At 60.1% G+C, this 24,036-nt stretch carries 18 protein-coding genes; 11 read left to right on the top strand and 7 right to left on the bottom strand.

All coding sequences use genetic code 11. The features are described from left to right. Positions 1 to 139 precede the first annotated feature (139 nt). The 3 genes from GQ39_RS02535 (at position 140) to csrA (ending at position 1,690) form a co-directional block, all read left to right on the top strand. Positions 140 to 955: an SDR family oxidoreductase gene (locus tag GQ39_RS02535; protein ID WP_047527046.1), complete on the top strand. Its 816-nt coding sequence runs from the start codon at positions 140 to 142 to the stop codon at positions 953 to 955. A 64-nt stretch (positions 956 to 1,019) separates the two neighbouring features. Next, a complete protein-coding gene (locus tag GQ39_RS02540; RefSeq protein ID WP_047527048.1) occupies positions 1,020 to 1,352 on the top strand; it encodes a YnfA family protein in 333 nt (110 codons plus the stop codon). A gap of 146 nt (positions 1,353 to 1,498) precedes the next feature. After that, the gene (csrA, locus tag GQ39_RS02545; protein ID WP_047527050.1) at positions 1,499 to 1,690 is read left to right on the top strand and encodes a carbon storage regulator CsrA; all 192 of its coding nucleotides are present in this window, start codon (positions 1,499 to 1,501) and stop codon (positions 1,688 to 1,690) included. On the opposite strand, the gene GQ39_RS02550 is transcribed toward csrA, so the two are convergent. The 5 genes from GQ39_RS02550 to mnmC all read right to left on the bottom strand — a co-directional run bounded on the left by GQ39_RS02550 (position 1,679) and on the right by mnmC (position 9,100). Further along, positions 1,679 to 1,906: a YheU family protein gene (locus GQ39_RS02550; RefSeq protein ID WP_003199186.1), complete on the bottom strand. Its 228-nt coding sequence runs from the start codon at positions 1,904 to 1,906 to the stop codon at positions 1,679 to 1,681. The genes csrA and GQ39_RS02550 overlap by 12 nt on opposite strands. A gap of 179 nt (positions 1,907 to 2,085) precedes the next feature. Continuing rightward, positions 2,086 to 3,276, bottom strand: coding sequence for an osmoprotectant NAGGN system M42 family peptidase (locus GQ39_RS02555; RefSeq protein ID WP_047527064.1), 1,191 nt, complete (start codon positions 3,274 to 3,276; stop codon positions 2,086 to 2,088). 148 nt (positions 3,277 to 3,424) lie between these two features. Beyond that, on the bottom strand, positions 3,425 to 5,170 hold the full coding sequence (gene ngg, locus GQ39_RS02560) for an N-acetylglutaminylglutamine synthetase (RefSeq protein WP_047527065.1): 1,746 nt from the start codon (positions 5,168 to 5,170) through the stop codon (positions 3,425 to 3,427). A 3-nt stretch (positions 5,171 to 5,173) separates the two neighbouring features. Then, entirely contained in the window at positions 5,174 to 6,946 is a 1,773-nt protein-coding gene (locus tag GQ39_RS02565; protein WP_047527067.1) for an N-acetylglutaminylglutamine amidotransferase, read from the bottom strand. A gap of 168 nt (positions 6,947 to 7,114) precedes the next feature. Further along, positions 7,115 to 9,100 carry a bifunctional tRNA (5-methylaminomethyl-2-thiouridine)(34)-methyltransferase MnmD/FAD-dependent 5-carboxymethylaminomethyl-2-thiouridine(34) oxidoreductase MnmC gene (gene mnmC / locus GQ39_RS02570; protein ID WP_047527068.1) on the bottom strand — a complete coding sequence of 662 codons (1,986 nt, stop codon included), beginning with the start codon at positions 9,098 to 9,100 and terminating at the stop codon, positions 7,115 to 7,117. Between the two features lie 211 nt (positions 9,101 to 9,311). On the opposite strand from mnmC, the gene pap reads away from it, so the two are divergent. From pap to GQ39_RS02585, 3 genes are all read left to right on the top strand, one after another. After that, complete coding sequence (pap, locus tag GQ39_RS02575; protein WP_047527069.1) at positions 9,312 to 10,835, top strand: polyphosphate:AMP phosphotransferase; 1,524 nt, start codon at positions 9,312 to 9,314, stop codon at positions 10,833 to 10,835. A gap of 102 nt (positions 10,836 to 10,937) precedes the next feature. Then, the gene (locus GQ39_RS02580; RefSeq protein WP_047527070.1) at positions 10,938 to 12,122 is read left to right on the top strand and encodes a thiolase family protein; all 1,185 of its coding nucleotides are present in this window, start codon (positions 10,938 to 10,940) and stop codon (positions 12,120 to 12,122) included. Between the two features lie 134 nt (positions 12,123 to 12,256). Next, on the top strand, positions 12,257 to 13,216 hold the full coding sequence (locus GQ39_RS02585) for a DMT family transporter (RefSeq protein WP_047527071.1): 960 nt from the start codon (positions 12,257 to 12,259) through the stop codon (positions 13,214 to 13,216). 130 nt (positions 13,217 to 13,346) lie between these two features. On the opposite strand, the gene GQ39_RS02590 is transcribed toward GQ39_RS02585, so the two are convergent. Next, positions 13,347 to 14,741, bottom strand: coding sequence for a class II fumarate hydratase (locus tag GQ39_RS02590; RefSeq protein ID WP_047527072.1), 1,395 nt, complete (start codon positions 14,739 to 14,741; stop codon positions 13,347 to 13,349). A 192-nt stretch (positions 14,742 to 14,933) separates the two neighbouring features. Between GQ39_RS02590 and GQ39_RS02595 the strand changes: the two genes are divergently transcribed. The 5 genes from GQ39_RS02595 to GQ39_RS02615 all read left to right on the top strand — a co-directional run bounded on the left by GQ39_RS02595 (position 14,934) and on the right by GQ39_RS02615 (position 19,335). Continuing rightward, entirely contained in the window at positions 14,934 to 15,458 is a 525-nt protein-coding gene (locus GQ39_RS02595; RefSeq protein WP_047527074.1) for a DUF2059 domain-containing protein, read from the top strand. 12 nt (positions 15,459 to 15,470) lie between these two features. Further along, the gene (locus GQ39_RS02600) at positions 15,471 to 15,767 is read left to right on the top strand and encodes a BolA family protein (protein WP_047527075.1); all 297 of its coding nucleotides are present in this window, start codon (positions 15,471 to 15,473) and stop codon (positions 15,765 to 15,767) included. A 174-nt stretch (positions 15,768 to 15,941) separates the two neighbouring features. Further along, on the top strand, positions 15,942 to 16,883 hold the full coding sequence (gene trhO / locus GQ39_RS02605; protein ID WP_047527077.1) for an oxygen-dependent tRNA uridine(34) hydroxylase TrhO: 942 nt from the start codon (positions 15,942 to 15,944) through the stop codon (positions 16,881 to 16,883). Between the two features lie 39 nt (positions 16,884 to 16,922). Beyond that, on the top strand, positions 16,923 to 17,525 hold the full coding sequence (locus tag GQ39_RS02610) for a DsbA family protein (RefSeq protein WP_177329346.1): 603 nt from the start codon (positions 16,923 to 16,925) through the stop codon (positions 17,523 to 17,525). Then, a complete protein-coding gene (locus GQ39_RS02615; protein WP_047527080.1) occupies positions 17,518 to 19,335 on the top strand; it encodes an ABC transporter ATP-binding protein in 1,818 nt (605 codons plus the stop codon). Before GQ39_RS02610 ends, GQ39_RS02615 begins: the two co-directional genes overlap by 8 nt. Position 19,336: 1 nt before the next feature. Here the strand turns inward: GQ39_RS02615 and GQ39_RS02620 are convergent, their stop codons facing one another. Continuing rightward, positions 19,337 to 23,974, bottom strand: a complete 4,638-nt coding sequence (locus tag GQ39_RS02620; RefSeq protein WP_047527081.1) for a deaminase domain-containing protein — start codon at positions 23,972 to 23,974, stop codon at positions 19,337 to 19,339. Between the last annotated feature and the right edge of the window lie 62 nt (positions 23,975 to 24,036).

The raw sequence follows: 24,036 nt of genomic DNA on the forward strand, positions 1-24,036 counted from the left end.
TTTCGGGGTTAATTGTGTTAGTTGGGTCGGACGCGCCTGCGGTTTGCTCGGGGCATTCAGCAATCTGATGGAGCGTGGGTCGGGCAATATCCTTCGCTACACTCGCTGCATCTTCCCCCGAACAACAAGGCTGTTTGCTATGCAAAATCGCATGATGATCACTGGTGCGGGCTCCGGCCTGGGTCGCGAAATCGCGCTGCGCTGGGCGCGCGAAGGCTGGCAGCTGGCCTTGTCGGACGTCAGCGAGCCGGGCCTGCAGGAAACCCTGAAGTTGGTTCGCGAAGCCGGCGGCGACGGTTTCATCCAGCGCTGCGATGTGCGCGATTACAGCCAGTTGACCGCCTTCGCCCAGGCCTGCGAAGTGAAACTGGGTGGTATCGATGTCATCGTCAACAACGCCGGCGTGGCGTCCGGTGGGTTCTTCAGTGAACTGTCCCTGGAAGACTGGGACTGGCAAATCGCGATCAACCTGATGGGCGTGGTCAAGGGGTGCAAGGCCTTCCTGCCGCTGCTGGAGCAAAGCAAGGGCAAGATCATCAACATCGCGTCGATGGCCGCGTTGATGCAAGGTCCGGCCATGAGCAACTACAACGTGGCCAAGGCTGGCGTGGTGGCACTGTCCGAAAGTCTGCTGATTGAATTGGCCCAGCAGGAAGTCGGCGTGCACGTGGTTTGCCCATCGTTCTTCCAGACCAATCTGCTGGACTCGTTCCGCGGCCCGACCCCGGCGATGAAAGCCCAGGTCGGCAAACTGCTGGAAAGCTCGCCGATCAGCGCGGCAGACATCGCTGACTACATCTATCAGCAGGTCGCCGCCGGCGAGTTCATGATCCTGCCCCATGAGCAGGGCCGCATGGCTTGGGCGCTCAAGCAGAAAAACCCGCAACTGCTCTACAACGAAATGACCCTGATGGCCGACAAGATGCGCGCCAAGGCCAAACAAACCGCAGGCTGAACTTGCCCCCACGGAACAGCCTCGTTAGGGTGGCCGCCATCGGTCATCCTCGCGAGGCGTTCGCATGCTCAACTACCTGTGGTTTTTCCTCGCCGCGCTGTTTGAAATCGCTGGCTGTTTTGCCTTCTGGATGTGGTTGCGCCAGGGCAAAAGCGCTTGGTGGATCGTGCCGGCGCTGCTCAGCCTGACCTTGTTCGCGGTGTTGCTGACCCGTGTCGAAGCGGTCTACGCCGGTCGCGCCTATGCCGCCTACGGGGGCATTTACATCATTGCATCGATTGGCTGGCTGGCGGTGGTCGAGCGGATTCGTCCACTCGGTTCGGACTGGATCGGCGTGGCATTGTGTGTGATCGGGGCGAGCGTCATCCTGTTTGGCCCGCGTTTTACCGCGTCGTGAAGGAAGTGCCTGATCGATTTGTCAGACGTTTCTTTCAGTGCTGTGGGTCTGTGCTTGTAGCTTCGGTCTGGATTGCCACTGTTGCCTTGAAGCGCTGCGGTACGCCGGGCATCTTCAAGGTCCGGTAACCTTGAAGGACGAAGGCCATGCTTGTACTCAGCCGTGTTGTAGGCGAGTTGATTTCCATCGGTGACAGCATTTCGATACGCGTCGTTGGCATCAACGGCGGTGAAGTGCGCTTCGGCGTCGAGGCTCCGCGCAACGTCAAAGTGTACCGATGCGAAATCTACGAGCGCATCCAGCGCAAACTGCCCCGGCCCAAAAAATCAGTCGAATAGGTGCTTGGGTACGTCGTGCTTGAGCATCAGCTGGCATTGCTCGCTTTCCGGGTCGAAGACAATCAATGCCTGCCCCTTGGTCAATGCCTGACGCACTCGCAGCACGCGGGTTTCAAGCGGGGTGTCATCACCGTTGTCGGTACCGTCACGGGTGACGAAATCTTCGATCAGGCGGGTCAGGGTGTCGACTTCCAGTTGGTCGTGGGGGATCAGCATAGGCACCTCGGTTAAATCAATGGCGCGATGCTACGGTGAATCACGGGCCGGGGCTAGCCTCGGTCCTGCGTTGTCGGGTCAGGCGCCATCGCCAGCACGCTGGCCCCACAGTAAAGTGCAGAACCCAGTGGGAGCCAGCCTGCTGGCGATGACGGTAGACCGGTCAGCGAAATACCGGCTTAGCTATTGTTGCGTTGGCCCAGGAGGCTATCCACGGACGGCACTCGCGTGTCGCTTTCCATCTGCGTTTCGTGTTCGATCTGGTGACTGAAGCGGTCCAGCGAACCCTTGGCCGGTTGCGCATCGCTGGCGAACACCGGCGGGCTGAGGATATAGGCGCCGAGCAGGCGACTGAGGGCCGCGAGGCTGTCGATGTGGGTGCGTTCGTAGCCGTGGGTGGCGTCGCAGCCGAAAGCAAGCAGGGCGGTGCGGATGTCATGGCCGGCGGTCACGGCCGAGTGAGCATCGCTGAAGTAGTAACGGAACAGATCGCGGCGTACCGGCAACTCGTTGTCACTGGCCAGGCGCAGCAGGTGCCGTGACAAGTGATAGTCATACGGCCCGCCGGAATCCTGCATCGCCACGCTCACCGCATGTTCGCTGGAGTGCTGGCCGGGGGCGACCGGTGCGATGTCGATGCCGACGAACTCGCTGACGTCCCAAGGCAATGCAGCCGCCGCGCCGCTGCCGGTTTCCTCGGTGATGGTGAACAGTGGATGACAGTCGATCAGCAATTCCTCACCGCTGTCGACGATCGCTTTCAACGCCGCCAGCAGCGCCGCCACACCGGCCTTGTCGTCGAGGTGGCGAGCGCTGATGTGGCCGCTTTCAGTGAACTCCGGCAGCGGGTCGAAGGCGACGAAATCGCCGACACTGATGCCCAGCGAATCGCAATCGGCGCGGGTGGTGCAGTAGGCATCCAGGCGCAATTCGATGTGATCCCAACTGATCGGCATTTCATCCACCGCCGTGTTGAACGCATGTCCCGACGCCATCAACGGCAATACGCTGCCACGGATTACTCCGTTGTCGGTAAACAGGCTGACGCGACTGCCTTCGGCGAAACGGCTCGACCAGCATCCCACCGGGGCGAGGGTCAGGCGCCCGTTGTCCTTGACGGCGCGTACGGCCGCGCCAATGGTGTCCAAGTGCGCGGAAACGGCGCGATCCGGGCTGTTCTTCTTGCCCTTGAGCGTGGCGCGAATGGTGCCGCGGCGGGTCATTTCGAAGGGAATGCCCAGCTCTTCAAGGCGTTCGGCGACATAGCGCACGATGGTGTCGGTGAACCCGGTGGGGCTGGGAATGGCGAGCATTTCCAGCAGGACTTTTTGCAGGTAGGTCAGATCGGGTTCCGGGTATTTGATGGTCATGGAAACTCCTGATGGGGTTGAGCACATCGATGGTTTCGATGAGGGAGTGAGTCGGTGTCTGTCAGGACCCTTTTTCGAGCAGGGGAGTGCAGGCAAATGTGCGAGCGAGCTTGCTCGCGAAGGCGATGGTGCTGGCAATGCATCAACGTCATGCAACCGGCTGACTATGGGGAAACAACAGATCCACAAAGCGTTCAGCCGTCGGCTGTGGCTCATGGTTGGCCAGTCCGGCCCGCTCATTGGCTTCGATGAACACATACTCCGGTTGATCGGCGGCACTCACCATCAGGTCGAGGCCAACCACGGGAATATCCAGCGCCCGCGCGGCACGCACGGCGGCATCCGCCAGTGTCGGGTGCAGGATCGCGGTGACGTCTTCGAGAATCCCGCCGGTGTGAAGATTTGCCGTTCGCCTTACGAACAAGTGCTCGCCCGCCGGCAGAATGCTGCTGTAGTCGTAACCGGCGGCCTGCAAGGTGCGTTGCGTTTCCGCATCCAGCGGGATTTTGCTTTCACCGTCCGTGGCGGCCTGTCGGCGTCGGCTCTGGGCTTCGATCAACGCGCCGATGGAATGCTGTCCATCGCCAACCACTTCGGCCGGTCGACGAATCGCGGCGGCGACCACTTCAAAGCCAATCACCAGAATCCTTAGATCAAGGCCTTCGTGGAAGCTTTCCAGCAGCACGCGACTGTCGAAGCGGCGAGCGGCTTCGATGGCGTGCTGGACGTCTTCGATGGTCTGCAAATCCACCGCCACACCTTGCCCTTGTTCGCCGTCCAGCGGCTTGACCACCACCCTGTGGTGCTCGTCGAGAAACGCCAGGTTGTCATCGGCGTTGCTCGCCAATTGTTGCGCCGGCAGGTTCAGGCCCGCGTTCTTGAGCACTTTGTGGGTCAGGCTTTTGTCCTGGCACAGGCTCATGCTGATGGCGCTGGTCAGATCGCTGAGTGACTCGCGACAGCGCACCCGGCGCCCGCCGTGGCTGAGGGTGAACATCCCGGCATCGGCGTCATCGACTTGCACGTCAATGCCGCGTCGATGGGCTTCTTCGACGATGATCCGCGCATAGGGATTGAACGGCGCCTCGGGGCCCGGGCCGAGGAACAACGGCTGATTGATCCCGTTCTTGCGCTTGATGGCGAACGTCGAGAGGTTGCGAAAACCGAGCTTGGCGTAGAGGTTCTTCGCCTGCCGATTGTCGTGCAGCACCGACAGGTCGAGGTAACTCAGGCCACGACTCATGAAGTGTTCGATCAGGTGCCGTACCAGCACTTCGCCGACCCCCGGTCGCGAGCAATGCGGATCGACCGCCAGGCACCAGAGGCTGCTGCCGTTTTCCGGATCATTGAAGGCCTTGTGATGATTGAGGCCCATGACGCTGCCAATCACCGCGCCGCTGTCCTCGTCTTCGGCCAGCCAGTACACCGGCCCGCCCGAGCCCCGTGGCGTCAGCAACGTGGCATCGATCGGCAGCATGCCCCGCGCCTGGTACAGCTGATTGATCGCGCTCCAGTCCGCTTCACTTTGGGCACGGCGGATGCGAAAGCCGCGAAATACCCGGGTGGCCTGACGGTAATCGCTGAACCACAGGCGCAAGGTGTCGGAGGGATCGAGAAATAACTGGGTCGGTTCCAGTCCCAGCACTTGTTGCGGCGCGGCGACGTACAGGGCGATATCGCGTTCGCCGGGCTGCTCGTTGAGTAACTCTTGGGCAAGGCTGGCCGCATCGGCAAAGGTGTGGCCGATCAGCAACCTCCCCCAGCCGCAATGCAGGGCGATTGGCGCGCCCCCCAACTCGCTGCCGTCTTCGGCCAGACGTGCCTGCAAGCGTTCGTACGAGGGTGTCTGGCCGCGCAACAAGCGTTGGTTGATGGCCGTGGCGTGAGGTTTCATCGATCAGATTCCTTGTTCGCTGAGCCACAGGTTCAGGGCCGCCAGTTGCCACAGCTTGGAGCCGCGCAGCGGGGTCAACTGCCCCTGCGGATCGGTCAGCAGGCGGTCGAGCATGGCGGGCTTGAACAGACCGCGATCCTGACTGGGATCGAGCAGCAGTTCGCGGACCCAGTTCAGCGTGTCGCCTTGCAAATGCTTGAGACCCGGTACCGGGAAGTAACCTTTCTTGCGGTCGATCACCTCGCTCGGAATCACCCGGCGCGCGGCTTCCTTCAATACTTGCTTGCCGCCATCCGGCAATTTGTATTGACCCGGCACCCGGGCCGACAACTCCACCAGGCGATAGTCGAGAAACGGCGTGCGCGCTTCCAGGCCCCAGGCCATGGTCATGTTGTCGACGCGTTTGACCGGGTCATCCACCAGCATCACCGTGCTGTCCAGGCGCAGGGCTTTGTCCACCGCTGCGTCCGCACCGGGCTGTGCGAAATGTTCCTTCACGAAGTCGCCCGCAGCGTCGTTGGCCGTCAGCCATTTGGGCTGAACAGTGGCGGCGTATTCGTCGTAGCTGCGGTCGAAAAACGCCTCGCGATAGGCGGCATACGGGTCGCGTGCGCCGTCCACCTGCGGGTACCAGTGATAGCCGGCGAACAGTTCGTCGGCGCCCTGGCCGCTTTGCACCACTTTGCAGTGCTTGGCCACTTCCCGTGACAGCAGATAGAAGGCGATGCAGTCATGACTGACCATCGGTTCGCTCATGGCGCGGAACGCGGCGGGCAACTGCTCGATGATTTCTTTTTCGTCGATACGCAGTTGATGGTGGCGAGTGCCGTAGTGTTTGGCGATCAGATCTGAATACTGGAACTCGTCGCCACGCTCACCGCCGGCGTCCTGGAAACCGATGGAGAACGTGGACAGGTTTTCCACGCCGACTTCACGCAACAGACCGACCAGCAGGCTCGAATCGACACCGCCGGACAGCAACACGCCAACGTCTACCGCCGCACGCTGACGGATCGCCACGGCGTCACGCGTGCTGTCGAGCACCCGGTCGATCCAGTCTTCGAGCGTCAGATTCATCTCATCGGCGTGTGGGCCGTAGGGCAGGGTCCACCAGGTTTTCTGCTCGGTGCTGCCATTGGCTTCGACACGCATCCAGGTGGCCGGCGGCAGTTTTTCGATGCCCGCCAGCAAGGTTCGCGGTGCCGGTACCACGGCGTGGAAGTTCAGATAGTGATTGAGCGCGACCGGATCGAGGATCGGGTTGATGTCGCCGCCCTTTAGCAACGCCGGCAGGGACGAGGCAAAGCGCAGGCGCTGGCCGGTGCGCGACAGGTACAGCGGTTTCACCCCGAGCCGGTCACGGGCGATGAACAGGCGTCGGGTGTCGCGCTCCCAAATGGCGAAGGCAAACATGCCGTTGAGTTTGGGCAGCAATGCCTCGCCCCAGGCGTGAAAGCCCTTGAGCAGCACTTCGGTGTCGCCACCGGAATAGAAGGCGTAGCCGAGGCTTTCCAGTTCGATACGCAGTTCGGGGAAGTTGTAGATCGCGCCGTTGAAGGCCAGGGACAGGCCCAGTTGATGATCGATCATCGGCTGCGCCGAACCGTTCGACAGGTCCATGATTTTCAGGCGGCGATGGCCCAGGGCTATCGGCCCTTGACTGTGAAAACCCCAGGCGTCGGGGCCGCGAGGCGCCAGGTGATGGGTGATTCGTTCAACCGCTGCGAGGTCTGCAGGTTGATTGTCAAAACGTAACTCGCCAGCTAATCCGCACATAAATTCCTTACCGGTTTTTCCGTTGGGGAGGGTCATTCGATTACCGCGCCAAAGCGGCGGGTACTCAAAAACTGACCCGGCTGAATCCCTGGAGTTTTAGACCGATAAGTTATAAGGGCCGGATGGGCCGCCGTTTGGCTGAACGTCATCCGACCGCAAGGGGCTGCGTCAGGCGTTGGTTCGGCGAATCAGGCGCCGCAAGGCAAACCGGTTGGGATGGCAGGCTTCAGCCACGCTTCTGGGCAGTGGCAGGGGTTCGTCATCCAGCCAGGCCGCCAGCAGTTCCCCGGACAGCGGAGCGGTGATCAAGCCGCGCGAGCCGTGGCCGCTATTGATGTACAAGCCGTCCAGCCACGGGCATTCGACGTCCGGCACCTGTCGGGCGTCCTTGCTCAGCGCGGCATAGGCCTGGGTAAATGCATCGCTGTCTGCCAGGGGGCCGACGATCGGCAGATAGTCGGGGCTGGTGCAGCGAAAGGCGGCGCGACCCTGAAGCCTTTCGGGGTCCAGTTTGTCGATCTGCAGACGCGTGACCAGATCGTGGGAGATCTCTTCGAGCATGGTCAGATTGCCCAAGTGCTCGGCTGTGGTCGGCGTCAGGTCATCGCTCTTGAAGTCGAAACTGGCGCCCAGGGTGTGTTCGCCCAGACGCGCCGGGGCAACATAGCCTTCGGCACAGACCACCGTGTTCAGCGCATGGCTCTGCGGGGTTTGCGGCAGGCGAGTGATTTGTCCGCGAATGCGCTTGAGCGGCAGTCCGGCGGTTTGGGGGAAGCGCTGGATCTCGGCAGCGCCGGCCAGCACCACCACCGGTGCACAGGCAAGCAACTGCTCGCCGTCCCAGGCCTGCCACTCGCCATCGACCCTGCGCAATTCCAGGGCATCGTGATGCGCGAGCAATTGAATCTGCGGATGCGCCATCTGCCATTGGCACAGCGCCGGCGGATGGACCCAGCCACCTTCCGGGTAGTACAGGCCGCCCTGCGCCAGACCGATACCGGCCAGGGCTTGGGCCTGGGGCTGATCCAGCAGGTGCAGCAGGTCCGCGGGAAAGGCCTCGGCCAGTTGCAACTGACGTTCGGCTTCCTTGGCGTTGAACGCCAGTTGCAGCACGCCGCAATCGTCCCAGTCGGTGCTTCTCTGCAAGTGCTCGAGCTGGCGCCGGGTGTAGCCGAAACCACTGACGATCATTTGCGACAGCGTCGTGCCATGGGCCGATAGCTTGAGGTAAAGCACGCCTTGCGGGTTGCCCGAAGCCTCCTGTGCGACATCCTTGTGTCGCTCCAGCACGCTCACCTGCCAGCCCCGTGCAGCGAGACTGGCGGCACTGGCGCAACCGGCCAGCCCGGCACCGATCACCAGGGCGCGGCGTTCACCGGTCAGCGCGGCAGGTCGGGCAAACCAGGGCTTGTCCGGCGCCGGAGCGGCAACCTCGTGGGGCCAGCCAAGGAACTCGCCGCGCAGGATTTCCCACTTGTGGCCGATGCCGGGTGTGCGTTTCATTTTAAAGCCGGCGGCATTGAGCAGGCGGCGGACCCAACCGGTGCTGGTGAAGGTGCTGATGGTCGAGCCCGGGGCGGCCAGGCGTGCCAGTTCAGCGAACAGTTCAGCGGTCCACATGTCGGGGTTTTTAGCCGGAGCAAAGCCATCGAGAAACCAGGCGTCGATCCGGGCGTCCAGTTGCGGCAACTGCTCCAGTGCATCGCCGATGAGCAGCGTCAGGGTCACCCGGCCATTGGCCAGTGTCAGGCGCTGGAACCCTTGATGGATCGCAACGTATTGCCCCAGCAATTGATCGGCAAGGGGTTTGAGCTCTGGCCACAGTGCCAGGGCCCGTTGCAGATCGGCCGGGCTCAAGGGGTATTTTTCGACACTGACAAAATGCAATCGGGCATCAGTCGCCGCGTGTTGCTCGAACACCTGCCAGGCACACAAAAAATTCAGCCCGGTGCCGAAACCGGTCTCGCCAATCACCAGGCGACCGCCCTGGGGCAACGCGGCGAAGCGTTCCGCCAGGCGGTTCTGTTCGATGAACACATAGCGGGTTTCGTCCAGCCCCGACTTGTCGGAGAAATACACATCGTCGAACACTCGCGAATACGGGCGACCTTGGTCGTCCCAGTCGAGTTGGGCGTGGGGCATTACAGGTTTCATGGCAGGCTCGGCAACGGCAAGGCGGCCATTCTAGCCGATCGTGGGCGGGGTGCTTGATCCATGGCAATTGCCGCGTTACGGCTGTCAGGGAAAATCGCTGTTTTGTGGCGAGGGGCAAGCCCCCTCGCCACAAAAATGGATCGCGCGGAAATTCTCGGTTGGCCTCTAGTCCAATCCGCTAGTCTTGCTCACATCTGGAAGGGAGTCATTCATGTTCGAATCTGCTGAAATCGATCACGTGATCGACAAAGAAACCTATGACACCGAAGTGCCGGCCCTGCGTGAAGCCTTGCTCGAAGCGCAATTCGAGTTGCAGCAGCAAAAGCGTTTTCCGGTGATCATTTTAATCAACGGTGTTGAAGGCGCCGGCAAGGGCGAGACGGTCAAATTACTCAACGAATGGATGGACCCGCGTCTGATCGAGGTTCGCACCTTCGATCAGCAAACCGACGAAGAACTGGCGCGACCACCGGCCTGGCGCTACTGGCGGATGCTCCCGGCCAAGGGGCGCATGGGGGTCTTCTTTGGCAACTGGTACAGCCAGATGCTGCAGGGGCGGGTGCACGGCGCGTTCAAGAACGCTCGACTGGATCAAGGCATCAATGGTGCCGAGCGCCTGGAAAAGATGCTGTGCGATGAAGGCGCCTTGATCTTCAAGTTCTGGTTCCACCTCTCCAAGAAGCAAATGAAGGATCGTCTCAAGGCCTTGGCCGATGACCCGCTGCACAGCTGGCGCATCAGTCCACTGGACTGGCAGCAATCGCAGACTTACGACAAGTTTGTGAAATATGGCGAGCGCGTTCTGCGTCGCACCAGCCGTGATTACGCGCCATGGCATGTGATCGCCGGGATGGACCCGCGCTATCGCAGCCTGGCGGTGGGCAGGATTTTGCTCGAAGGCCTGCAAGGCGCCCTGAACCGGCCGACGATTCACCCCGACAAAGTCAGCGCCGCGCCATTGCCCGTCAGCGTCGATCATGTGAACTTGCTCGATAGTCTTGACCTGACGTTGCACCTGGACAAAGAGGAATATGAAGAGCAACTGATCACCGAGCAGGCACGGTTTTCCGGGTTGATGCGTGACAAGCGCATGCGACGCCACGCACTGGTAGCGGTGTTCGAAGGCAATGACGCGGCGGGCAAGGGCGGGGCGATCCGCCGGGTCGCCGCGGCGCTCGATCCGCGCCAGTACAACATTGTGCCGATTGCCGCGCCGACCGAAGAAGAGCGGGCGCAGCCGTATCTCTGGCGTTTCTGGCGGCATCTTCCAGCCAGAGGCAAATTCACCGTGTTCGACCGTTCCTGGTATGGCCGGGTGCTGGTGGAGCGCGTTGAAGGCTTCTGTAGCCCGGCCGACTGGTTGCGCGCCTACAGCGAAATCAACGATTTCGAAGAGCAGATCGCCGATGCCGGCGTGATCGTGGTCAAGTTCTGGTTGGCCATCGATAAGCAAACACAAATGGAGCGTTTCCAGGCGCGCGAGAATATTCCCTTCAAGCGCTTCAAGATCACCGAGGATGACTGGCGCAATCGCGATAAATGGGATGACTACCGCGGCGCCGTCGGCGACATGGTCGACCGCACTAGTACCGAGATTTCGCCCTGGACCCTGGTGGAAGCCAATGACAAGCGCTGGGCGCGAGTGAAGGTCTTGCGCACCATCAACCTGGCACTGGAGCAAGCATTCGAAAAGTCCGACAAACATGAACGCAAGGCACAGAAAGGCAAGAAATGAACCGATGGTTACGCATACGCGAGGTGAATGATTGTCGCGGTCGGTAATTGAGTGAGCTTATGCTCGGGTCACTCTCAACCGACAACAACAATGAGGTATGCCATGCGTGAAGTGGTGATCGTCGACAGCGTGCGGACTGGCCTGGCCAAATCCTTTCGCGGCAAATTCAACATGACCCGTCCCGACGACATGGCGGCTCACTGTGTCAACGCCTTGTTGAAACGCACGGGTATCGACCCGGCCAGCGTCGAGGACTGCATCGTCGGCGCCGGTTCCAACGAAGGTGCCCAGGGCTACAACATCGGTCGCAATGTCGCCGTGCTGTCGCAACTGGGTATCGGCACCGCCGGCATGACCCTCAACCGCTTCTGTTCGTCGGGCTTGCAGGCGATCGCCATCGCCGCCAACCAGATCGCTTCGGGCTGCAGCGATATCATCGTGGCCGGTGGCGTCGAGTCGATCAGCCTGACCATGAAAAGCGTCAACACGGACAACCTGATCAATCCGCTGCTCAAGGAGCAGGTGCCGGGTATCTATTTTCCAATGGGCCAGACTGCGGAAATCGTCGCTCGCCGTTACAGCGTCAGCCGCGAAGAGCAGGACCTGTATGCCCTGCAAAGCCAAAAACGTACGGCTCAGGCCCAGGCCGCCGGGCTGTTCGACGATGAAATCGCGCCGATGGCAGTGAAATATCGCGTTGAAGACAAGGCCACCGGTCAGGTGCAGATCGTTGAGGGGGTGGTGGATCGCGATGACTGCAACCGACCCGACACCTCGCTGCAAAGTCTGGCTGCTCTGAACCCGGTGTTTGCCGAGGACGGCTCGGTGACGGCCGGCAACTCTTCACAGTTGTCCGACGGAGCGTCCATGACCTTGGTAATGAGCCTGGAAAAGGCCCTTGAACTGGGGCTCAAGCCGAAAGCGTTCTTCCGGGGTTTTGCCGTGGCCGGATGCGCGCCGGATGAAATGGGCATTGGCCCGGTGTTTTCGGTGCCCAAGCTGCTCAAGGCAAAAGGCCTGCGGATCGCCGACATCGACCTGTGGGAGCTCAATGAAGCGTTCGCCTCGCAGTGCCTGTACGCGCGTAATCGCCTGGAAATCGATAACGACAAATACAACGTCAATGGCGGCTCGATTTCCATCGGCCATCCCTTCGGTATGACCGGATCGCGTCAGGTGGGTCACCTCGTTCGTGAGTTGCAGCGACGTAACCTGCGTTACGGCATCGTCACCATGTGCGTGGGCGGCGGGATGGGGGCTACCGGATTGTTCGAGGCCGTGCGTTAAACAGCCTGGGCTGGCCGTCAAATCCATGATGCGACCTGCACAGTTTCATTAGCGGCCAGACGCAAACTGTCCCTGTGTGTCACACGAGGGTGCGCCTAGAATGAGGGTTCTTGAACGTTCGCGCTGGGGATCACATGCACATTTCATCGGGTCGCTGGGTTTACGGTCTGTTCCTGGCCTTGCTGACCGCGTTGCTGTGGGGAATCCTGCCGATCAAGCTCAAGCAGGTATTGCTGGTGATGGACCCGGTCACGGTGACCTGGTTTCGCCTGATGGTGTCCGGTGGCTGCCTGTTCATCTACCTGGCGACGACCCGGCGTTTGCCCAGTCGCCGAGCGCTCGGCCCGCGCGGTGGCTGGCTGGTGTTGATGGCGGTGCTCGGTCTGGTGGGCAACTACGTGTTGTATTTGATGGGCCTGAACCTGCTCAGCCCCGGCACCGCGCAACTGGTGGTGCAGATGGGGCCGATTATGTTGCTGATCGCCAGTGTGTTCGTGTTCAAGGAGCGCTTCAGCCTGGGGCAGGGGATTGGCTTGCTGGTGCTGCTGGTCGGTTTTGCCCTGTTTTTCAATCAACGCTTGAGTGAGCTGCTGACCTCCTTGACCGATTACACCGCCGGCGTGCTGATGGTGCTGCTGGCGTCCACGGTCTGGACCTTTTATGCGCTGGGGCAAAAGCAGTTGCTCACGGTGTGGAATTCGTTGCAGGTGATGATGGTGATCTACCTGTTCTGCGGATTATTGCTGACGCCTTGGGTGCATCCGCTCGAAGCGCTGCAATTGAACCCACTGCAAGGCTGGCTGCTGCTGGCCTGCTGTATGAACACCCTGATTGCCTACGGCGCCTTTGCCGAAGCGTTGGCCCATTGGGAAGCATCCCGGGTCAGTGCGACCCTGGCGATTACACCTCTGGTGACCTTCGGTGCCGTGGCCCTGGCGGCCTTGTGGTGGCCCGAGTACGTGCATGCCGAGACGATCAATGGCCTGGGCTATGGCGGGGCGGTGCTGGTGGTGCTGGGGTCGGCGTTGGTGGCGTTGGGGCCTTCTCTGATTGCGGGACTCAAGGCCCGGAAAGTGCGGATGGCAGCGAGCTAATTCGCGTTATCGTTCATCGCGGGCAAGTCACGCTCCCACAGGTTTTGCGGTGGTCACCATTTCCGTGAACGACACAAAACCTGTGGGAGCGAGCTTGCTCGCGATGGCGAACGGTCAGGCGCTACAAAAATCAGCCCTTGGCGCCAGCCTCCAGCATATTCTCCGGCCGCACCCATGCGTCGAACTGTTCATCAGTCAGGTACCCCAGCTCAATGGCTGCCTCACGCAGGGTCAGCCCTTGCGCGTAGGCTTTCTTGGCAATTTCCGCCGATTTGTCATAGCCGATGTGCGGGTTCAGCGCGGTCACCAGCATCAACCCCTGTTCCAGGTGTTCCGCCATTTTCTCGGCATCCGGCTCCAGGCCGGCGATGCAATGCTGCTGGAAGTTGCTGCAGCCGTCGCCCAACAGACGGATCGATTGCAGCAAGTTGTGGATGATCACCGGTTTGAACACGTTCAGTTGCAAATGCCCCTGACTCGCGGCGAAACCGATGGTGACGTCGTTGCCCAGCACCTGACAGGCCAGCATCGACAACGCTTCGCATTGGGTCGGGTTGACCTTGCCGGGCATGATCGAGCTCCCCGGTTCGTTGGCCGGCAGTTTTACCTCGGCCAATCCTGCACGTGGCCCCGAACCCAGCAGGCGCAAGTCGTTGGCGATTTTCATCAGCGTCACGGCGAGGGTTTTCAACGCGCCGGACAGCGTGGTCAGCGGCTCGTGGCCGGCCAGCGCGGCGAATTTGTTGGGCGCGGTGACGAACGGCAGGCCGGAAAGCGCGGCCAGCTCTGCTGCGATGGCCTCACCGAAACCGTGGGGCGAATTCAACCCGGTACCCACCGCGGTACCGCCCTGGGCCAGTTCGCAAACCGCCGGCAGCGCGCTGCGGATCGCTCGTTCGGCGTAATCCAGTTGCGCGATGAATGCCGAGATTTCCTGGCCGAAGGTAATCGGCGTCGCGTCCATCATGTGCGTGCGGCCGGTCTTGACCAGCTTCATGTGGCGCGCCGCCAGCTCGGCCAGGCCGCCCGACAATTCGTTGATCGCCGGCAGCAGATGATGTTGCACGGCCTGGGCCGCAGCAATGTGCATGGCGGTGGGGAAGCAGTCGTTGGAGCTCTGGGAGCGATTGACGTGATCGTTGGGGTGCACAGGCGACTTTCCGCCGCGCGGGTTGCCGGCCAGCTCGTTGGCGCGCCCGGCGATCACTTCGTTGACGTTCATGTTGCTCTGGGTACCGCTACCGGTTTGCCAGACCACCAGGGGAAACTGATCGTCATGGCTGCCATCGAGCACTTCATCGGCTGCTTGTTCGATCAATCGGGCGATGTCGGCGGGCAAATCGCCATTACGGTCGTTGACCCGGGCGGCCGCTTTCTTGATCAGCGCCAGGCCATGGAGCACGGCCAGCGGCATGCGTTCGGTGCCAATGGCAAAGTTAACCAGTGAGCGTTGCGTCTGAGCGCCCCAGTAGGCTTCATCCGGGACTTCAACCTGGCCAAGGCTGTCGGTTTCGATACGGCTCATCGGTCACACTCCTGTCAGTTCGATTGCGCAGTTTAGGCCGTGATCGACGGCCGTGGTTCCATCAGTCGGGATTGTGCCCATTGAACCCCTCTAAATCAGGCGCGACAAGGCTTGGGGTTGAGTGACACACTTTTTTAGGCGCAGAATGGTCGTCCTTGGGGTTTTACCTCGCCTGCTAGAAAAGGAAACTCGATGACTCGTCTTCGTGCCATCTGTACCGCGGTTGCACTGGTTTGCGCCAGCGGCCAGGTTTTTGCCGATACCGCCAGCCACAACGCCAGTGCCGAGGCCTTCCTGACCCTGGCGCACGCTGACAAATTGGGCACTCCGGTGTACATGCAAGTTCAGCAGATGTTCGCTCAACGCTTCGAGCAAACCAAAGCCCCGGAATCGAAAAAAGCCGTACTCGAAACCTACCAGGCCAAGGCTAACGCCGCCCTGGACCAAGCCATTGGCTGGAACAAGCTCAAGCCGGACATGGTCAAGCTCTACACCAGCAACTTCTCCGAGTCCGAACTCAAGGACCTGGTAGCGTTCTACCAGTCGCCACTGGGCAAGAAAGTCCTGGAAAAAATGCCGCAGCTGACCCAGCAATCGGCGCAGATGACTCAAGCCAAGCTGGAAAGCGCAGTGCCGGTGGTCAACAAGCTGCTGGCTGACATGACCGCCGAGCTGACGCCGAAAGACGCGACCGCTCCAGCCAAGAAAAAGCCTTAAGCGGAGTCTGGTATGACCATGCAACAACGCATCGAATCGACGCTGGGGCTGCTGCAGCCCCAGCATCTGCAGGTGCTGGATGAAAGCCATATGCACAGCCGCGGGTTGCAGACCCATTACAAGGCTGTCGTGGTCAGTGAGCAGTTTGCCGGGCTCAATCGCGTCAAGCGTCACCAGAAGGTCTATGCCACGCTGGGCGAGTTGATGGGCGAGTTCCACGCGTTGGCGCTGCATACCTACACGCCAGAAGAGTGGGCACAGATCGACGCGGCTCCGGCTTCGCCGACTTGTGCAGGTGGCAGTCATTAAAGTGATGGGCTGATGGGCTGTTGTGGCGAGGGAGCAGGCTCCCTCGCCACAACGTCATCTCGCCGTCCTAAATCACACGGTTTTTGTTAGAATATGCAACGCGCCGCTCACCCGGCGCGTTTTTTTTCGTATCCGGTTCACCCCTTACGAGGGTAGCCACCTGGAGAATCACCCATGACACAACAGATTGTCGTGGCGGCACTGTATAAGTTCGTCACCCTGGAAAATTACGTCGACCTGCGCGAGCCCCTGCTCAAGGCGATGGTCGACAACGGCATCAAAGGCACCCTGCTGATCGCCAATGAAGGCATCAACGGCACCGTGTCCGGCAGCCGCGAAGGCATCGACGGGCTCATGGCCTGGCTCAAGAACGACCCGCGCATGGACGACATCGACCATAAAGAGTCGTATTGCGACGAGCAGCCGTTCTACCGCACCAAGGTCAAACTCAAGAAAGAAATCGTCACCCTCGGCGTGGAAGGCGTGGACCCGAACAAAAAGGTCGGCACTTACGTTGATCCGCAGGACTGGAACGCGCTGATCAGCGATCCGGAAGTGTTATTGATCGATACCCGAAACGACTATGAAGTGTCGATCGGTACCTTTGAAGGCGCGATCGACCCGAAAACCACCAGTTTTCGCGAATTCCCCGACTACATCAAAGCCAACTTCGACCCGGCCGTGCACAAGAAGGTCGCGATGTTCTGCACCGGCGGCATTCGTTGTGAAAAGGCCTCGAGCTATATGCTCAGCGAAGGCTTCGATGAGGTCTATCACCTCAAGGGCGGCATCCTGAAGTACCTCGAAGAGGTGCCGCAGGAAGAAACCAAATGGCAGGGCGACTGCTTCGTGTTCGACAATCGCGTGACCGTTCGCCACGATCTGAGCGAAGGCGACTACGATCAGTGCCACGCCTGTCGTACGCCGGTCAGCGTCGAAGACCGTGCATCCGAACATTACGTGGCCGGTATCAGTTGCCCGCATTGCTGGGACAAACTGAGCGAGAAAACCCGTCGCAGCGCCATCGATCGGCAAAAACAGATCGAGCTGGCCAAGGCTCGCAACATGCCTCACCCGATCGGCTACAACTACAAGCAAATCACCTCTGAGGCTTGAATCATGTCTGCATGTCGCCTGCTCTACTTGATGGACCCGATGTGTTCCTGGTGCTGGGGCTTTGCCCCGGTGGCCAACGCGCTGGTCGAGCAGGCGCAGGCAGCAGGAGTGGACGTGCACCTGGTGGTGGGCGGTTTGCGTACCGGCAGTGGCGCGGCGCTTGAACCGACCACGCGGCGTTACATCCTCGAGCATTGGCAGGCGGTCACCGAGGCCACCGGCCAGCCGTTCAAACTGGAAGGGGCCTTGCCGGATGGATTCGTCTACGACACCGAGCCCGCCTGTCGGGCGCTAGTGACGGCGCGCAGCCTGGCGCCGGATTGTGCGTGGAAACTGCTCGGCCTGATTCAGCAGGCGTTTTATGCCGAAGGTCGCGATGTCACCCACGCCAGCGTTCTGGTTGAGCTGGCGGAGCGTGCCGGCCTGCCGCGCATCGAGTTCGCCGCCGCTTTCGACCGTGCCGATATGCACGCCGCTACGGCTGCCGATTTCACGTGGGTCCAGGACCTGGGCATTGCCGGTTTCCCGACCTTGCTGGCTGAGCGAAATGGTCAATTGGCGCTGCTGACCAATGGTTACCAGCCGCTCAGTGTACTTTCCCCGCTGCTCGGCCGCTGGCTGGAGCGCGCTGCCTGTGCATGATCTGCCCGACGATAGCGCGACGGTAAAACGTGTCGATCGGTTGAGCTGGGCGGAAATTCGTCGTCTGGCGCTTCATCACAAAAAGTCCTTGTGGATCGCCAACGGCGTGGCCGTGCTGGCGACGCTTTGCAGTGTGCCCATCCCCTTGCTCTTGCCATTGCTGGTGGACGAAGTGTTGCTGGGGCATGGTGACGCTGCGCTGAAAATCATGAACCACGCGCTGCCGGATGCCTGGCAGAAGGCTGCGGGTTATATCGGCCTGATGCTGCTGGTGACCCTGACGCTGCGCTGTGCCGCCTTACTGTTCAACGTGGTGCAGGCGCGGTTGTTCGCGGCGCTGGCCAAGGACATCGTCTACCGCATTCGCATCCGGCTGATCGAGCGCCTCAAGCGTATTTCGCTGGGGGAATACGAAAGCCTGGGCAGCGGCACGGTGACCACGCACCTGGTCACCGACCTGGACACCCTGGACAAGTTCGTCGGAGAAACCCTCAGCCGTTTCCTCGTGGCCTTGCTGACGCTGGTGGGGACCGCGGGCATTCTGATGTGGATGCACTGGAAACTGGCGCTGCTGATCCTGTTGTTCAACCCGTTGGTGATCTACGCCACGGTGCAGTTGGGCAAGCGGGTCAAGCACCTGAAAAAGCTCGAGAACGACAGCACTTCGCGCTTCACCCAGGCGCTGACCGAAACCCTCGATGCGATCCAGGAAGTGCGTGCTGGCAACCGTCAGGGTTTCTTCCTAGGTCGACTGGGGCTGCGGGCCAGGGAAGTCCGTGATTACGCGGTGAGCTCCCAGTGGAAAACCGATGCCTCAAACCGGGCCAGCGGCTTGCTGTTCCAGTTCGGCATCGATATTTTTCGTGCCGCGGCAATGCTGACGGTGCTGTTTTCCGACCTGTCCATCGGCCAGATGCTCGCGGTCTTCAGCTACCTGTGGTTCATGATCGGGCCGGTTGAACAACTGCTGAACCTGCAATACGCCTATTACGCTGCGGGCGGTGCCCTGTCGCGAATCAACGAACTGCTGTCCCGCGCCGATGAGCCGGAGTACCCGAAAGGGGTCGATCCGTTCAACGGCCGCGAGACGGTGGGCATCGAGGTTCAGGGCTTGAGTTTTGGCTACGGCGATGAACTGGTGCTGAACCAGATGAACCTGTCCATCGCCCCCGGCGAGAAAGTCGCGATCGTCGGCGCCAGCGGGGGTGGCAAGAGCACCCTGGTGCAACTGCTGCTGGGCTTGTACACGCCACTGGCCGGCACCATTCGTTTCGGCGGTTCGACTCAGCAAGAGATCGGTCTGGAGACTGTCCGGGAGAATGTCGCCGTGGTCCTGCAACACCCGGCGCTGTTCAACGACACCGTGCGCGCCAACCTGACCATGGGCCGTGAACGCAGTGACGAGGCTTGCTGGCATGCGCTGGAAATCGCGCAGTTGCACGCCACGATTCGTGACTTGCCCAATGGCCTGGACAGCATCGTCGGACGCTCCGGCGTGCGTTTGTCCGGTGGCCAGCGGCAACGCCTGGCGATCGCGCGGATGGTGTTGGCCGAGCCGAAAGTGGTGATCCTCGACGAGGCCACTTCAGCGCTGGATGCTGCCACCGAATACAACCTGCATCAGGCGATGGCACGGTTCCTGAGTAACCGCACCACGCTGATCATCGCCCACCGGCTGTCGGCGGTGAAACAAGCCGACAGGGTGCTGGTGTTCGACGGCGGGAAAATCGCCGAGGATGGCGACCATCAGCAGTTAATCGCTGATGGCGGCCTGTATGCCAAGCTATATGGGCATTTGCAGCGGTTGTAGGTTAACTCCACAGCACCTGGAGCGCGTTTTCCCCGCCGTCATAACCGAAATTTTTCATCACGATCGAGCACGATTCGCACGGGGGCATCGTCGTGGCGATATTGACGGACTTGATCGCCTTGGGGTCGGGGTACTTTTCCCGAATCACTTGGATCAACTTGCTTTCGCTGTCCAGTGACGTCGGTTTTTTCGACTGCACTGGCTTGTAGGTGCCGATGTCCTTGATGGTCGTCGGCACGGCCAGCAACTTGCCTTCATCGGTCACTTCGAGAGAGGTGTAGGGAAAGTTCTGATTCATGTCGATGTTGAAGTAGGTTGATTCGCCGACCCGAACCGAATCCGCTCCAAGATTCTGTTTGAACAGCGGCAAGTGCCCGGTCGCTCGCTGGGCGCCGGAAACGCTGACGTAGATTTCCCGTTGCCCACTGCTGGTCATGACCTCGGCATAGGCAATGTTTCTCGGATTGAAGGAGCGTTGGCGCTTGGGGGTCAACTGGTGCAGCTTCTGCATGGTCTGGTTGATCCTTAGTGCGCTGTTGGCCTTGCTGGCGTCGATCGTCGGCGACATGAACAGCGTATCGAAGATACTGGCGGTGCTCTGACGCAAGTCTTCCGGAGCATCCTTGCTCCTGCTCCATGTCGTGGCGCCTTCAGGCAGTCGAGTGACGATCATTCGGGTTGAATGATCGAACATCAGTGCTTCTCCGGGACTGGTGTCGACCTTCAGGAATTTCATGTTGCCCGGAGGGTTAGGGGCCGTTCCGATCGGAATGGCGATTTCGTCCATGGTTTTCATCGCGAGCTCAAGGGCTTCTTTACTGTGCATGCGTGCGATGTTGTTGGCGCTCAATGACCCGGTGTACACCGTTAGCAGTTCCGCACCCAAGGTGCCTTCAGCCATGTCAGCCTTCAACAGGCGTTTCAATGTCAGCGGCTCGCTCAGGCTTTGCCCTTTGGGCACTGTCGCAAAGTAATACTTGTCGGTATTGATTCGGCTGAAGACATAAGTACTCGATTCATCTTTGGACGGCACCAGAATGGCCCCGATCCGGTGCGGGTCATCGGCGCCCTCGTAAACCCCCTTGACCTCGATACGGCCATAAATACCTTTGCGGAACATCAGGGTGGCCGGCATCTCGTGGCGAGGCACCAGCCACTTCTTGGTAAAGCCAAGTGTGGTGATGTCGCCTCTGTACAGCGTCGGGATGTTGTCGATGATCTGATAAAGATTGCCCTCATGGGTTACAAACTGGCCGTCATGACCGGGTCGGCTAACCGCTTCGGACACCCGGTCGCCAAACCAGGGCGCGTAACCTTTGGTTTCGTCGAACGAGCCGACTTCCGGTGTCGAGGCGGGTGTCCCTGTCACAAAACTATTGAGGCATTCGCTGCCGTTGTTTGGCGCGCGGCGTGGCCGGCAGGGGACTAACGTCAATGCGCTGCTGTCATCGATCATCTCGACGCGGCGCAGTTCTTCGCCGTCCAGACGGTACGGGACGTCGTCGATGAAGACTGTCGTGCGCCCATCGATGTCGAACTGGTAACGAACGTGTGCCTGTTCCGGGAGTTCAAAGAAAACCAGCTCGTCGGTTTTCTTCACGGTGTCGTAGCTTGAGCGACCGAGTGAAAGTTCATGGTTCTGCGGAGTGAGTCGAGGTCCATAGGGGCGGGTGGACAGCGGGTCAACCAGGTAGTGGTGGCCGTCGATCTTTCGAACCGGCACATCTTCGATGCCTTTGACAATACCCAGCTCGTCGGCATCCATCAGCGGTTTCCAGCGTCCCGGTTCGGTGGCCTGAGGCAGGCTGCTGACCAAGTCGTAGCTATCGGCCTTGCCGGCGAGTTTTTTTAATTGGAACACTGCCCGTCTTTCCAGGAAGACGACTGCACGTCCGGCGCCTTTTACGCCCCTGCCAACGAGCCGCAGCAGATCCACTGAACCGTCCAGGGGGTTGAGGTTCTTCAAGCTCGAAGTCAACAGTTTGCCGGACAGCTTCACCATTCGCGGCAATGTCGAGCGAATCCCCAATCCGCCAGCTCGTGCGGCCAGCCTGATGCTGCCTGCGGCGAACTTACCCAAGGGAACTGCAAATGACAGGATATCGAGCACCAGGCCGATTGCGCCGAGAACGCGATCACCGAATTTGTCCGATTGAAGGTCTTCGATGCTCCCCCAGAATGGCAGGAACCCCTTGACGCTGTGAAGCCAGTGTTTTTCCTCGAGATGGCGTTCGTATGGGGTCACTCCCCAAGCCTCTCGACGCACCTCCTTTTCATCCAGGTAAAGCAGGTGTGTAGCAATGAAGGACGCGATTTGTTGCGTGCGAGGGGATGTCAGCGTGAGGTTGGGAGAAATGTCGTGATCTGCCGACGGCGTTCGAGAAGGGGGGAGGGCGTCGCCGAGTGGGTCAAGAATCGCGAGGCAGGTGGCTCCTGATTTCGGCGGCGAGCCGGTTGCATGGGCATCCTGGTCGAATGGCAGGCGGTGTTTGCGTATGGCGATGTAGGAGGCATAGTCCTCCTCGACAAGGCGGTTGACGGAAAAATAATGACCACGGTCGCCACCGACATGGGCGGTTGTCACATCGGCGCGCGGTCTTATGACGCCGGCACGGGGCAGGCACTCGTAGAAGCGCACGGCGTTTTTGTAAGTGGCTTGCAGCACAAACCCCATGCGTGCCCTGAGCGGCAGGGTGTGTGCTGCAGTTTCTTCATCGGCCTTGCGCCCGGTTTCATCCCTGAGGCTGAGTACCCTGACTTCACCATGTTCCAGCGCCTTGCGATCGGCCCACGGCAATGTGACCAGCAGGCTTTTGATCAGCAGTTCGTAGGCTGCTTTTGATTTGGCGAGGTAGCTTTTGAATTGCTCGTCGAATAGAACGGCAATATCAGGCAGGGTTCGGTTGCGTGGAAGTAAAGTGACAGAGCGAGCATCGGAATCTACCGGGCCCGATTCAAACGTGCGGTCCGTGGACAGTCTGATCCAATCCCTCGCGGTCTTGCCGTCGTCAGTGATGTACCACTTGCCATCAGCGTTCAAGCCGCCTGAGGCGTACACGTCCAGCAAGGGCCAGGTTTTCTGCGGCAGCTCAGGGGTATCCACGATGTTGCGCTCAACGCGCTTGCCCGACTGATAGAGGTGGCGCATCACGCGGATGCTCAGCGGGTCCGGGCTAACGCCGGTGGCGAATGCCAGTTTCAGCTGTTGTTCCGCCAGCTTCAGCCGTTTTGGAGCGGAGATATCGAGTTGGACAATTGCCTCGTTCAACTGCACCTGGTGGTCTTCCAGCGCTTGCAAGGCTTTCAGTCTGCTTTCCTGAACATCGCCAGTTTGCGCGCTCGGTTCCACTGCATCGATCGCTTGCGCGCAGGTCAGCGCCGCTGGAACACGCGTCAGGGCGATTAACTGGAGCAGGGCTTTACTGGCGTTCTGGCTTTTTTTTAATGGTAGATCGGTGATTTGCTGGAAGGTCAGTCGTTGCAGCAGGGTTGGGTCCAGTGCATGAGCGAGATGGGCGCCGTGAACGAAATTGACCCAGACGATAGAGGTGGCATAGGGCAAGTCGGGGGGAATGTCGCGCACCTGGAATTCAACTGGAAACCTGGCTTGGCAGAGCCTGCCCAGCAGCGCTGTTTCGATCGGCGATCGCGTACGAAGTGAATCTTCCAGGTGTTGCCGGAAGTGCTTGAGGATATCGGGGTAGCTTTTGCCGTGGTTGGCGCGATGTTGCAATTGATAGCGGGCAATGCTGTGTGACGCATCGGTAAGCGTTAGGAAGTACCACAGTCGCAACGCCTCCAGCAGCAGTTTTGCGCCGATCTCAGGCACTGTTTTTTCATCGGAACGGCTGCCGTACCAATTGAGTGTTTTCAGCAGGCGTTGGCCCAGGTCACGTGCTTTTGGGGTGTCGAGCAAGCGCCCAAGGCAGGCGGTGGGTTGGGTGGCCAGTTGGTGTGGTGTCATCGGTGGTGTGACTTCTCTGGCCAGGATGTCGATGACGGAGCGGGCTTCTTTTGTGACGATTTCGCTGACGACATTGAGCATCAAGATGTGCTGGTGCTGTTCTATCAGTTCACTGATTTGCAGTCCCTGTTCCAGGTTCAATCGGTGAATGGCGCGTTTCTCCTCCACCTGTTCAATCAGTCGGGTCAGGGAGTCCGTGTTTTGTTCAGCAGGCAAGGCGAGGCCGTAATACTTCAAGACCTGCGGCAGGGGCAAGACCCTGTCGCTGCGTATGTATCCACCTATGCCCACAAGCGCTCGCTGAAAGGCGCGAATGTCGCCAGTGGACTTTGTTACATCCTTGATCGTATGTGTATCGACGGTGCCATCATTGTGGCTCGTCAAAAATACACACTGATCGCCGATACCACTGACTTCCGTCAGGAGTCCTTTAAGTGGTCGAAGATGCACAGACAAGGCGTTGTCACTGGTGTCTTCGAAGAACGTGCGCAAAAGCGTTTTCGTGCGCTCGTACTCAAGTGTCAAGGACGAGTCCGCAGAGGGGGACAGGTAGAATCCATGCAGGTCGGAGGCTCTCGTCCTGACGGCTTGTAACGCGCTCAGTATTGTCTCGTACTCGGCCTGTTGGCCGGTATGCCGTTGAGCCGGGGTGGGCGCAGCAGTTGCAGTTTGCATGGGAAAGCGACTCTTTAATGGATGAGAGTCGCCAGTCTCAAAGTTTTGTTCACTGCGGATGC

This window comes from Pseudomonas sp. 11/12A (genome assembly GCF_000800055.1).
Taxonomy (GTDB): Bacteria; Pseudomonadota; Gammaproteobacteria; order Pseudomonadales; family Pseudomonadaceae; genus Aquipseudomonas; species Aquipseudomonas mohnii.

Excerpts from the sequence above, each read along its gene's own strand:
- GQ39_RS02620 (WP_047527081.1), bottom strand. The coding sequence starts at position 23,974 with ATGCAAACTGCAACTGCTGCGCCCACCCCGGCTCAACGGCATACCGGC.
- GQ39_RS02610 (WP_177329346.1), top strand. The coding sequence starts at position 16,923 with ATGTGTTCCTGGTGCTGGGGCTTTGCCCCGGTGGCCAACGCGCTGGTC.
- mnmC (WP_047527068.1), bottom strand. The coding sequence starts at position 9,100 with ATGAAACCTGTAATGCCCCACGCCCAACTCGACTGGGACGACCAAGGT.
- GQ39_RS02555 (WP_047527064.1), bottom strand. The coding sequence starts at position 3,276 with ATGACCATCAAATACCCGGAACCCGATCTGACCTACCTGCAAAAAGTC.
- GQ39_RS02590 (WP_047527072.1), bottom strand. The coding sequence starts at position 14,741 with ATGAGCCGTATCGAAACCGACAGCCTTGGCCAGGTTGAAGTCCCGGAT.
- ngg (WP_047527065.1), bottom strand. The coding sequence starts at position 5,170 with ATGAAACCTCACGCCACGGCCATCAACCAACGCTTGTTGCGCGGCCAG.
- GQ39_RS02550 (WP_003199186.1), bottom strand. The coding sequence starts at position 1,906 with ATGCTGATCCCCCACGACCAACTGGAAGTCGACACCCTGACCCGCCTG.
- GQ39_RS02580 (WP_047527070.1), top strand. The coding sequence starts at position 10,938 with ATGCGTGAAGTGGTGATCGTCGACAGCGTGCGGACTGGCCTGGCCAAA.
- GQ39_RS02540 (WP_047527048.1), top strand. The coding sequence starts at position 1,020 with ATGCTCAACTACCTGTGGTTTTTCCTCGCCGCGCTGTTTGAAATCGCT.
- pap (WP_047527069.1), top strand. The coding sequence starts at position 9,312 with ATGTTCGAATCTGCTGAAATCGATCACGTGATCGACAAAGAAACCTAT.
- GQ39_RS02595 (WP_047527074.1), top strand. The coding sequence starts at position 14,934 with ATGACTCGTCTTCGTGCCATCTGTACCGCGGTTGCACTGGTTTGCGCC.
- GQ39_RS02565 (WP_047527067.1), bottom strand. The coding sequence starts at position 6,946 with ATGTGCGGATTAGCTGGCGAGTTACGTTTTGACAATCAACCTGCAGAC.
- GQ39_RS02535 (WP_047527046.1), top strand. The coding sequence starts at position 140 with ATGCAAAATCGCATGATGATCACTGGTGCGGGCTCCGGCCTGGGTCGC.
- csrA (WP_047527050.1), top strand. The coding sequence starts at position 1,499 with ATGCTTGTACTCAGCCGTGTTGTAGGCGAGTTGATTTCCATCGGTGAC.
- GQ39_RS02585 (WP_047527071.1), top strand. The coding sequence starts at position 12,257 with ATGCACATTTCATCGGGTCGCTGGGTTTACGGTCTGTTCCTGGCCTTG.
- GQ39_RS02600 (WP_047527075.1), top strand. The coding sequence starts at position 15,471 with ATGACCATGCAACAACGCATCGAATCGACGCTGGGGCTGCTGCAGCCC.
- trhO (WP_047527077.1), top strand. The coding sequence starts at position 15,942 with ATGACACAACAGATTGTCGTGGCGGCACTGTATAAGTTCGTCACCCTG.